The organism is Rhodopseudomonas sp. BR0M22 (assembly GCF_010907035.1).
Taxonomy (GTDB): domain Bacteria; phylum Pseudomonadota; class Alphaproteobacteria; order Rhizobiales; family Xanthobacteraceae; genus Rhodopseudomonas.
This window is the reverse complement of record NZ_QUMK01000061.1, coordinates 24,272-35,537: the sequence shown is the minus strand read 5'-3', so window position 1 is coordinate 35,537 and position 11,266 is coordinate 24,272. Positions and strand designations below refer to the sequence as shown.

6 protein-coding genes are annotated in these 11,266 nt (G+C 67.3%); 4 read left to right on the top strand and 2 right to left on the bottom strand.

Annotated features, from left to right (window positions below; genetic code table 11):
- Window positions 1-368 precede the first annotated feature (368 nt).
- Genes DY468_RS18635 through DY468_RS18625 form a run of 3 tightly spaced genes read left to right on the top strand, consistent with a single transcriptional unit; the run spans window position 369 to window position 5,066 of the window.
- Window positions 369-2,240, top strand: coding sequence for an extracellular solute-binding protein (locus tag DY468_RS18635; RefSeq protein WP_164606273.1), 1,872 nt, complete (start codon window positions 369-371; stop codon window positions 2,238-2,240).
- A gap of 4 nt (window positions 2,241-2,244) precedes the next feature.
- Window positions 2,245-3,780 carry an AMP-binding protein gene (locus DY468_RS18630; protein ID WP_164606272.1) on the top strand — a complete coding sequence of 512 codons (1,536 nt, stop codon included), beginning with the start codon at window positions 2,245-2,247 and terminating at the stop codon, window positions 3,778-3,780.
- 50 nt (window positions 3,781-3,830) lie between these two features.
- Window positions 3,831-5,066 (top strand): DNA-binding transcriptional response regulator, encoded by a 1,236-nt coding sequence (locus tag DY468_RS18625; RefSeq protein WP_164606271.1) that lies wholly within the window; start codon window positions 3,831-3,833, stop codon window positions 5,064-5,066.
- A gap of 86 nt (window positions 5,067-5,152) precedes the next feature.
- Here DY468_RS18625 and mfd read toward each other — a convergent pair whose 3' ends face one another.
- Together mfd and DY468_RS18615 are read right to left on the bottom strand one after the other, a co-directional pair.
- Window positions 5,153-8,671: a transcription-repair coupling factor gene (gene mfd / locus DY468_RS18620; protein WP_164606270.1), complete on the bottom strand. Its 3,519-nt coding sequence runs from the start codon at window positions 8,669-8,671 to the stop codon at window positions 5,153-5,155.
- Window positions 8,668-8,958, bottom strand: coding sequence for an FAD assembly factor SdhE (locus tag DY468_RS18615; protein WP_013502545.1), 291 nt, complete (start codon window positions 8,956-8,958; stop codon window positions 8,668-8,670). Before DY468_RS18615 ends, mfd begins: the two co-directional genes overlap by 4 nt.
- A 156-nt stretch (window positions 8,959-9,114) precedes the next feature.
- Here DY468_RS18615 and recG point away from each other — a divergent pair, with 156 nt between their 5' ends.
- On the top strand, window positions 9,115-11,217 hold the full coding sequence (recG, locus tag DY468_RS18610) for an ATP-dependent DNA helicase RecG (protein ID WP_164606269.1): 2,103 nt from the start codon (window positions 9,115-9,117) through the stop codon (window positions 11,215-11,217).
- Window positions 11,218-11,266: the final 49 nt, after the last annotated feature.

Sequence of the window (11,266 nt, the reverse complement as noted above, 5' to 3'; positions counted from 1 at the left end):
TTCTGTCCCGCCTTGGGGGCGGCCTTCGGGGCGGCCGGCTGCTGAGCCTGCGCGACGGGAGCGACGGTCAGCGCGGCGAACGCGGTCGCTGCCAGCAGGGCGAAAGCTCGCCCGCGCAGCCCGGCCGACGCGACCAAGTTGCAAGACTTCATTCGGAAAACCCTTTCTGAAACGGTCGCGCACCCCAACCGCGACGCGGGAGCGACATCCGGCCGTTGGCCGCTGTCTCGGTGCCAATTGAGGCGGTTACGTGACGAGCCGGTAGGCAACATCGACTGCCCGCCTTCAATACATTGGCGAATGAAAAGATCAATGGCAACAATCCTCCGGCGCCGGTTTCGCAGCGCCAATGTGGTAAAAATCGCGGCGTGAGACGCGCCGAATCAAATCAACGCTCGATCCGCTGGATCGGGGCATTCGCGACCGTGCTGGCGATCGGCTCGGGATGTGTCGCCGGCGTGACGGTGGCCGCCGCCGAGCCGTCCTCCGGTCCCGGAATCGTCAGCCATGCCATCGCGATGCACGGCAAGCCCGCGCAACCGCCCGACTTCACCGCGATGCCCTATGTGAACCCGGCAGCGCCCAAGGGCGGCCGGATGGTGGCGGGCGTAGTCGGCGCCTTCGACAGCCTCAACCCGCTGATCGTCAAGGGCATCGCAGTGCAGCAGATGCGCGGCTATGTGATCGAGAGCCTGCTCACGCGCGGCCAAGCCGAGCCGTTCACACTGTACGGACTGCTCGCACGCTCGGTCGAGACCGACGAGGTTCGCAGCTACGTCACGTTCCGGATCGATCCACGCGCCAGGTTCTCGGACGGCAAGCCTGTCACTGCGGAGGATGTGCTGTTCTCCTGGCGACTGTTGCGCGACAAGGGCCGGCCGAACCACCGGCTGTATTACGGCAAGGTCGCCCGTGCCGAGGCTCTCGATCCCCTCACCGTCCGGTTCGACTTCGGCGGTGCGCCGGATCGCGAGCTGCCGCTGATCCTCGGCCTGATGCCGGTGCTGCCGCGCCATGCGGTCGATCCCTACAGCTTCGAAGAAACCTCGCTGAAGCCCCCGCTCGGATCCGGCCCCTATCGCGTCACCAGCGTCCAGGCCGGCACCAGCGTCACCCTCACCCGCGATCCGAATTATTGGGGGCGGGACCTGCCGATCAACCGCGGCCTATGGAATTTCGACGAAGTCCGGATCGAATATTTCCGCGAAGCCAACGCCCAGTTCGAAGCGTTCAAACGCGGCCTGTACGATTTCCGCGTCGAGACCGATCCGCTGCGTTGGAGCCAGGGCTATGATTTTCCCGCCGCACGGAGCGGCGAAGTGATCCGGGACGCCATCAAGCCCGGCACGCCGGAGCCGACCGACACGCTGGTGTTCAATACCCGCCGGCCGGTGTTCGCCGATGTCCGGGTGCGCGAAGCGATCTTGAACCTGTTCGACTTCGAGTGGATCAATCGCAATTACTTCTTCGGCCTCTACACTCGCTCCGGAGGCTTCTTCGGCGGATCGGAACTGTCGGCCTATGGCCGCCCCGCCGACGACGGCGAGCGCCGGCTGCTGCAGCCTTATCTGCCGCGCCTGCGCGCCGATATTCTGGACGGCACCTATCGTTTGCCGAACACGAATGGGTCGGGCCGTGATCGCAACGGCCTTCGCCGCGCCCTCGATCTGCTCGAACAGGCCGGATACCAGCTCGACGGGACCGCGCTGCGCAACCGGGATACACACCAGCCCCTCACCTTCGAACTTCTGGTGACGACACGCGAACAGGAACGCATCGCCCTGGCATTCGCTCGCGACCTCAAGCGCGCCGGCATCACCGTGTCGGTCCGCACCGTCGACGCGGTGCAGTTCGATCAGCGCCGCCTCGCCTACGACTTCGACATGATCCCGAACCGCTGGGACCAATCGCTGTCGCCCGGGAACGAGCAATCGTTCTACTGGGGCAGCGATGCCGCCGACACCCCGGGGACGCGCAACTACATGGGCGCTAAAGATCCGGCGATCGACGCGATGATCGCCGCGCTGCTAAGCGCACGCGATCGAGTCGATTTCATCGACGCAGTCCGCGCGCTCGATCGCGTCCTGATCTCGGGGTTCTACGTGGTCCCTGTGTACAGCATCCGCGAGCAATGGATCGCGCGGTGGAATCGGATAGAACGTCCCAAGGACACTGCCCTGACGGGTTATCTTCCCGAAACTTGGTGGTACCGGCCACCGCAGCAACCGCCGCAGAGGTGATCCCGTGAGTCAGCCCGCCACCTCGCCGACGCTCGACGGACTGTTTCGCCGCACCCTGGCGCGGCAGCCCGATGCGGTCGCACTGATCGATCCGCCGGACAAGCAGCGCATCACCGGGCAGCCGCCGCGGCGGCTGACCTATGCCGAAGCCGACCGCGCGATCTCGGCGCTCGCTGCGCATTTTGTCACCGCCGGTCTGCCGAGCAATTCGGTGATCGCGGCGCAACTGCCGAACACCATCGAATTTCCGCTCACGGTACTGGCGGCGCATCGCGCCGGGCTCGTCGTGGCGCTGCTGCCGCAGCTCTGGCGCCATGCCGACCTCACCGCCGCGCTCAATCGCACCGGCGCGCGTGCCATCGTGTCGACGCGCTGGATCGACGGCGTCAGCCATTCCGATCTGGTGATGAATGCTGCGGCCGAAGCGTTCTCGATTCGCCACGTCTGCGGCTTCGGCGACGATCTGCCGGAAGGAATGGCCTCGCTCGACGCCGCCATGGCCGATACTACCGCGCTGCCGCCGGCCCCCGGCACGCAGGAAGCCCGACGCGCCGCGGTGATCTCATTCGAGACGACCGGCGACGGTGTCCGCGCGATCCCGCGAAGCCATCTGCACCTGATCGCGGGCGGCTTGGCCGTCTTCCTGGAAAGCGCGGTTCCGCAAGGCGCCGTGATGCTGTCGGCCCAGGCCCCGGCTTCGTTCGCCGGTCTCGTCTCGTCGATGGTGACGTGGCTGCTGAGCGGCGGCACACTCGCGCTGCACCACCCATTCGACGATACGGTGCTCGAGCGGCAGGTGGTCGAGCTCGGCTGTCAGGCGCTGGTCGCACCGGCACCGCTCGCCCTTCGGCTCGGCGAAGCCGGCCTTGCGGCGCAGGCTCCTGCGCTAAGGAGCGTGGTTGGGCTGTGGCGGGCGCCCGAGCAGGTCACCTCGAGCCCGAGCTGGACGGGCGCACCTGCCGGCTTTACCGATGTCTATCTGTTTGGCGAAGCCGGGCTTTTCGGCGCCCAACGGATGCCGGACGGCACCCCGGCGACGATCATGCCAGGGCCGCACACCGCGCCCCGCAATCATTCCGGCGGGTCGGTCGCAGGCGAACTCCTGATCACGCCGAAAGGCACGCTGGGGCTGCGCGGTCCGATGGTGACGCTCGCTGCCTATGCGCCGATCCCGCCTTTGAACAGCTCGATCACGATGGCTCCGCCGCCGGACTTCGTCGACACCGGCTACGCGGCACGGCTCGACCGGGCGACCGGTGCGGTGTGCATTACGGCACCTCCGGCCGGTGTGATGGCGGTGGGTGGTTATCGGTTCCTGGCGCAGGATCTGCAGGAATGGGCAAAGCGGCTCGGCCAGGGGGCGCTGCTGACAGCGCTGCCGGATCGTCTCAGCGGCTACCGGCTCGCCGGCCGCGCGCAGGACAATTCCAGAGCTCGTGAAGCACTTTCAGAACTCGGCCTAAACCCTTTGATGGTCGAAGCCTTCAGGGACGCCCCGAAGGTCGATGAAAACCGCACATCGACGTTGACGCCGCATTAACAGCGGGCGGCTTACGGTTTTCCGCCTCGATCGCGGGAGCCGTTCTCGGAATGTCGTACCACGCGCCGATCCTCGTCGTATCCAACCACGAAAGCTCGCCGACTCTTGCCGCATTGACGGACGCCGGACTGTCTGCGGTGCTGGCATCGTCATGGCCGGAGGCCGGCGAGGCAATCGGCCGGCAGCGACCATCGGCGGTGGTGGTCGACGCCGGCGTGCCCGCCGCCCTCCTGAAGCCCCTGGCCCGCCAGATCGCCTTGCTGCAGCCTTACGTGCCGCTGATCGCGATCGGAGCGGATGGCGACCTCTTGCCCGACAACGCGATCCCGTTTTGTGCCGACCCGGCCGAGCTGGTCCGGCTCGCGCCGCGACTCCGCGCCGCCTTGCGGGTGCGGACGTTGCACGCGACCGCGATGCGCCGTCTGACGGATCCGAGCAGCCTCGCCGAACTGTCCGAAACCGATCCGCTACAGGACGCCACAGTTCTGCTGATCGGCCGCGGCTCTGCCTATCCGGCGCTCTCGGTCGCGCTCGGCGAACGCGTCGGCGTCGTCGGCGCGCTGTCGATCGAAGCCGCCGCCAAGCATCTCAACGCCCGCGACCTCGACGGCATCGTGCTGGCGGAAGGCTTCAGCCCGCGCGTCGTCGATGCATTTCTCACTGTGCTGTCCGAAGACACCCGCTTCCGGAACCTGCCGATCGTGGCCGGCGTTGCGGCGGCACAGCACAGCTACGAGTTGCCCAACCTCGAATTCGTCGATGGCGATCCGGACGGAATCGTCGGCACGGCGCTGCCGCTGGTGCGCCAGCATGCCTTCGAGGCCCGCCTCACCCGCACCCTCGCCTCGCTCGACGCCGGCGGATTGCTCGATCCCAGCACCGGGCTGCTCACCGAGGCCGCGTTCGAACGCGACTTTGCGACGGCCGTGTATCAAGCGCAGACCCGCCGCGAGGGACTGTCGGTCGCGCGTTTCGTCCTCCATCGCGCCGATCGGCGTGCATTGAACGACGCCGCCCGGATCGTCAGCCGGCTGATGCGCAAGATGGACTTCGGCACGCTGCAGACCGACGGCACGCTGCTGGTGGTGTTCGCCGCGACCGACCTACGCAACGCCCAGGCGATCGCGCGGCGGCTCAGCAGCGTGATCAGGCAGACCGCCCACAGCGCCCGGCGCGAGGGCCGGATCGATCCAGATGTCAGCGTCGCGACGCTGATGCCGGACGAATCCGCCCGTGCCATCCTCACCCGCGTCGTCCAGCAGGACCGGCGGCGCCAAGCGTCGTGAGCGCCGCGCGCTGATCGCGCCACCCGTCATCGCCAGCTTCGCCGCCGCGCAAGGACGGCGTCGAAGACTGACGGACGGCGGCGAAATCACGCCGCCTTTTTGGACTCGGCGAGGTCGGCGAGCTGCTTGAGGATATCGGTCGTGCCCATCAGCCGCTCTTCCGGCGTCTTCCAGACCTGGAAGAACACCACCTTCATGTCGGGCCGCACCTTGGCGGCTTCGCCGTGGCGCTTGATGAAGAACACCAGCTTGTCCGGCTGCGCGAAGGCGTTGTCGCGGAAGCTGATGACGACGCCCTTCGGACCGGCGTCGACCTTCTCGACATTGGCACGGCGGCAATACGCCTTGATCGCCGCCACCTTGAAGAGATAGCGCACCTCATCCGGCAGCGGACCGAACCGGTCACGCAGCTCGGCGGCGAAGTTCTCGATCTCCTCGTCGGTGTCGAGATCGGCGAGCCGGCGATACAGCGACAGCCGCACCGCAAGATCGGCGACGAACTCCTCCGGGATCAGCACCGGCATGCCGATGGTGATCTGCGGCGACCAGCGATCGGCGACCGGTTCGTCGACGATGCCGGCCTTGAGGTTGGTGATCGCCTCCTCCAGCATCTGCTGATACAGCTCGAAGCCGACTTCCTTGATGTGGCCGGACTGCTCCTCGCCGAGCAGATTGCCGGCGCCGCGGATATCGAGGTCGTGCGAGGCGAGCTGGAAGCCGGCGCCCAGCGTCTCCAGCGACTGCAGCACTTTCAGCCGTCGCTCCGCCTGCGCGGTGATGTTGTGCTGCGGCAGCGTGAACAGCGCGTAGGCGCGCAGCTTCGACCGGCCGACGCGGCCGCGAAGCTGATACAATTGCGCCAGGCCGAACATATCGGCGCGGTGCACGATCAGCGTATTGGCGTTGGGGATGTCGAGGCCGGATTCGACGATCGTGGTCGACAGCAGGATATCGAACTTGCCGTCGTAGAACGCCGACATGATGTCCTCGATCACCGCCGGCGGCATCTGGCCGTGCGCCACCGCGACCTTCATCTCCGGCACATGCTTGTCGAGGAAGTCCTTCACCTCGGCGAGGTCGTCGATCCGCGGCACGACGTAGAACGCCTGGCCGCCGCGATAGCGCTCGCGTAGCAGGGCCTCGCGGATCATCAGCGGATCGTGCGGCGCCACGAAGGTTCGCACCGCGAGCCGGTCGACCGGCGGCGAAGCAATAATCGACAGGTCGCGCACGCCGGTCATGGCGAGCTGCAGCGTGCGCGGGATCGGCGTCGCGCTCAGCGTCAGCACGTGGACCTCGGAGCGAAGCTGCTTCAGCTTCTCCTTGTGGGTGACGCCGAAGTGCTGCTCCTCGTCGACGATGACGAGGCCGAGATCCTTGAACTTGATCGACTTGCCAAGCAGCGCATGGGTGCCGACCACGATGTCGAGCGTGCCGTCAGCGATGCCCTTCTTGACCTGCGACAGCTCCTTGGTCGAGACCAGCCGCGAGGCTTGGCCGACATGCACCGGGAAACCGCGGAAGCGCTCGGTGAAGGTCTTGGCGTGCTGCCGTGCCAGCAGCGTGGTCGGGACCACGACCGCAACCTGCTTGCCGTCGAGCGCCACCGCAAACGCTGCACGCAGCGCCACCTCGGTCTTGCCGAAACCGACGTCGCCGCAGACCAGGCGGTCCATCGGCGTGCCCTTCTCCAGATCGCCGAGCGCGGCGTTGATGGCGGCGAGCTGATCCTCGGTTTCGTCGTAGGGGAAGCGCGCACAGAATTCGTCGTAGAGCTGCGGCTGGATCGGCAGCTTCGGCGCCTCGCGCAAGTGCCGTTCGGCCGCGACCTTGATCAGTTCTCCGGCGATTTGCCGGATGCGGTTCTTCAGCTTCGCCTTGCGCGCCTGCCAGCCCGAGCCGCCGAGCTTGTCGAGTTCGACCGTGGTGCCGTCCGAGCCATAGCGCGACAGCAGCTCGATGTTCTCGACCGGAAGAAACAGCTTGGTGTCGTTGGCGTAGTGCAGCTCGACGCAATCGTGCGGCGCGCCGCCGACCTGAAGCGTCTGCAAGCCCACGAACCGGCCGATGCCGTGCTCGACATGCACCACGATGTCACCGGTCGAGAGGCTGGTGACTTCGGAAATGAAGTTGTCGAGCTTCTTGCTGGCCTTGCGCTGGCGTACCAGACGATCACCGAGCACGTCCTGCTCGGTGATCACCGCAAACGCATCGGTCTCGAAGCCGGACTCCAGCCCCACCACCGCCAGCATGGTTTCGTTGCGCGGCGTCGCCTGCACGGTGCGCCAGGAATTGACGCTGGTGAGCGCGACCAGCTTGTGGTCCTTCAGCATGCTCGCCATGCGGTCGCGCGAGCCTTCGCTCCACAGCGCGATCACGACCTTCTTTCGCATCGCCTGCAGCGCATAGACGTGCGCCACCAGCGTCTCGAACACGTTGACGTTGGCGTCCGCGCGCTCCGGCGCAAAGTTACGGCCGGCCCGGGCGCCTGCGTCGATGACGTTGCTGGTGTCTTCCGGCAGCGCGAACGGCGTCAGCCGTGCCAGCGGCACGCCTTCCAGACGCGCGGTCCATTCGCTCTCGGTCAGATAGAGCTGGTCCGGCGGCAGAGGCTTGTAAATCGCGCCGGAACCGGGCTGCTCCATCGCTTCGCGGCGGGCGTCGTAGTAATCGGCGATCTGCGTGAAGCGTTCGCGCGCGGCGTCTTCGCTCTGCGGCTCGATCGCGACCGGCGTTGCCTTCAGGTAGTCGAATAGCGTGTCCATCCGCTCCTGGAACAACGGCAGCCAATGCTCCATGCCGGGATGGCGGCGGCCTTCGCTGACCGCGGCGTACAGCTGGTCATCCGGATGCGGCGCGCCGAAAGCGGCGACGTAACCCATGCGGAAGCGGCGGATGGTCTCGGTGACGAGCTGGAATTCCGACACCGGCACCAGGTCCAGGCCGCGCATGGTGTGCAGCGTGCGCTGGGTCTCGGCATCGAAGGTGCGGATCGATTCGAGCTGGTCGCCGAAGAAGTCGAACCGCACCGGCTGGTCGAGGCCGGCCGGAAACAGATCGAGGATGCCGCCGCGCACCGCGTATTCGCCGGCTTCGCGCACCGTGGAGGCGCGGCTGTAGCCGTTGTGTTCGAGCCAGGCGACGATCGAATCCATCGGCACGACGTTGCCGGGCGCCACCGACAGCGCCTGCGCGGCGATGATCTCGCGCACCGGCACCCGCTGGACGGCGGCATTGACCGTGGTCAGCACGATCAGCGGCTTGTCGCTGCCGGTCAGGCGCGACAATTTCGCCAGCGTGGTGACGCGCTGCGCCAGGATGCCGGCGTGCGGCGAAACGCGGTCATAAGGCTGGCAGTCCCAGGCCGGAAACTGCAGCACCTCGAGATCAGGCGCGAAGAACTCGAGGCTGCGCGCAAGCTGCTGCATCCGCGGGCCGTCGCGGCAGATCACCGTCAGGCTGACGGCGGGCGCCTTCGGCTTGGCCGCGACCGCGCGGGCCAGATCGGCGATGATCAGCCCCTCGGCGCCTTCGGCGACGTTGGCGAAGGTCAACGCCTTGCCGGGCGTAAGCTGTTCCGCCGGCGACCTGCTCGGAGTCTTCATACGGCGCCGTCCTGATGGCCGTAGGTCTTGATCCGTTCGAACAGACCGCCCTTGAACTCGGCCGGCAGCGTGTCGCCGCCGGCGACCGCGGCGTAGAGATCGTGGTCGTTGACCTCGATCAGCCGTTCCAGCTCGTCGAGCTCGGCCTCCGACAGCGTGCCGATCTCGGCGTCGGCGAACTGGCCGAGAATCAGATCCATCTCGCGTGTGCCGCGATGCCAGCAGCGGAACAGAAGCCGCTTGCGGCGGTCGTCGAGCCCGCCGCTCGACCGTGTGGTGCCCGTCATGTCGAAATCCACCTCAACGCCAAAAGCCCGGACGTGCCGGGCGGCCCTGATATAGCGACCGGGATCGCCGCTGTCAGCCCGCACAGGCGCATTGCAATCGGCCGCAAATGCAGCCAACCCTGCGCACAACCGCCCATCCACCCCCGCTTTGGTTCGATGCGCCCTGCTCTGCTCAATCCGCTGTTCGCCCCGGTCACCAGCCTTTCCGGCGTCGGACCGAAACAGGACAAGCTGTTCCGCTATCTGCTGGACCGCGACGACACCCCGCGGCTGGCCGATCTGCTGCTGCACCTGCCGTCGAGCGTGATCGACCGCCGCGCCCGGCCGAAGATTCGCGACGCGGTGCCCGGCACGGTGGTGACGCTGGAGGTGACGGTCGATCGCCACCGCGCGCCGCCGCCGGGCCGCTCCCGCGCGCCGTATCTGGTCTATGCCAGCGACGACACCGGCGACGTGGTGCTGACGTTCTTCCGCGCCAAGCCGGACTATGTGCAGAAGCTGCTGCCGGTCGGCGCCAAGCGCTACGTCTCCGGCACCGGCCAACTCTACGACGGCACGCTGCAGATCGTGCATCCGGACCGCGTCGTCGACGAGGAAGCTTTCGCCAAGCTGCCGCAGATCGATCCGGTGTATCCGCTGACCGAGGGACTGGCGATCGGCTCGCTGCGCCGCGCGGTGGCGCAGGCGCTGACCAAGCTGCCGGCGCTGCCGGAATGGATCAGCCCCGAGGTGCTGCGGCGCTGCCGGTTTCCCTCGTTCGCCGAAGCGCTGAAGCACGTCCACATCCCGGATCAGCCGACCGACATTCTGCCGGACGGGCCTTATTGGTCGCGGCTCGCCTATGACGAACTGCTCGCCGGACAGCTGGCGCTGGCGCTCGTGCGGGCGCAGCTCCGCCGCCCGGCCGGCAGCCGCAACGCCGGCGACGGCCGCCTGCGCCACAAGATCATCGACGCGCTGCCCTACGCGCTGACCAATTCGCAGCAGCAGGCCGCCGCGGCGATCGCCGAAGATCTGCTCCAGCCGGTGCGGATGCTACGACTGCTGCAGGGCGACGTCGGAAGCGGCAAGACCGTGGTGGCGCTGCTGGCCGCAGCGGCGGTCGCAGAAGCCGGCAAGCAGGCGGCACTGATGGCGCCGACCGAAATCCTCGCCCGTCAGCACATCAAGACCATCGCGCCGCTCGCCGAGCGCGCCGGGATGCAGGTCGCGATCCTGACCGGCCGCGAGAAAGGCAAGGAACGCCGCGAGATCCTGGAGCGGCTCGCCGCCGGCGAGATCGATTTTCTGGTCGGCACTCACGCGCTGATCCAGGACGACGTGATCTACAAATCGCTGGCGCTGGCGGTCGTCGACGAGCAGCACCGTTTCGGCGTGCGCGAGCGCCTGGCGCTGACCAGCAAGGGCGCCGATGTCGATGTGCTGGTGCTCAGCGCGACGCCGATCCCGCGCACGCTGGTGCTGACCTACTTCGGCGACATGGACGTCTCGGAACTCCGCGAGAAGCCCGCCGGCCGCCAGCCGATCGACACCCGCACGCTGTCCGATACTCGGCTGCCGGAAGTGATCGACGGCATCGGCCGCGCGATTGCCGCCGGCAAGCGGGTGTACTGGATCTGCCCGCTGGTCGAGGAATCCGAGAACGTCAAACTCACCGACGCGGAGCAGCGCTTCGAGTCGCTGCGGCAACGCTTCGGCGATCATCAGGTCGGCTTGGTGCATGGACGGATGCGCGGCAGCGACAAGGACCAGGTGATGGGCCAGTTCGCGCGCGGCGAGATCAGCGTGCTGGTCGCCACCACGGTAGTCGAAGTCGGCGTCGACGTGCCCGAAGCCACCATCATGGTGATCGAAAACGCCGAACGGTTCGGCCTCGCACAATTGCATCAGCTGCGCGGCCGGGTCGGCCGCGGAGCTGAGGCGTCGACGTGCCTGCTGCTCTATCGCGAGCCGCTGGGCGAGCTGTCGGGGGCACGGCTGCGCGTGATCCGCGACACCACCGACGGCTTTCGGATCGCCGAGGAAGACCTCAAGCTGCGCGGCGAAGGCGACGTGCTCGGCACACGGCAGAGCGGCCTGCCCGGCTACCGGATCGCACGTTCCGAAGTTCACGCCCAGCTCATCACCCAGGCGCGCGACGAAGCGCTTCGGATCCTGAAAGACAATCCGAAGCTCGAAGGCCCGTCCGGCGAGGCGCTGCGCTGCCTGTTGTATCTCTACGAACGCGACGAAGCGATCCCGCTGCTCGGCGCGGGGTAAGCCATTGGCCGACGACGCAGCGCCCTGCCGATCGCCTGCCGCCGGAGCA

What these genes read in the sequence shown, in the direction of transcription:
- DY468_RS18625 (WP_164606271.1), top strand. Translation starts at nt 3,831, where the DNA reads ATGTCGTACCACGCGCCGATCCTCGTCGTATCCAACCACGAAAGCTCG.
- mfd (WP_164606270.1), bottom strand. Translation starts at nt 8,671, where the DNA reads ATGAAGACTCCGAGCAGGTCGCCGGCGGAACAGCTTACGCCCGGCAAG.
- DY468_RS18615 (WP_013502545.1), bottom strand. Translation starts at nt 8,958, where the DNA reads ATGACGGGCACCACACGGTCGAGCGGCGGGCTCGACGACCGCCGCAAG.
- recG (WP_164606269.1), top strand. Translation starts at nt 9,115, where the DNA reads ATGCGCCCTGCTCTGCTCAATCCGCTGTTCGCCCCGGTCACCAGCCTT.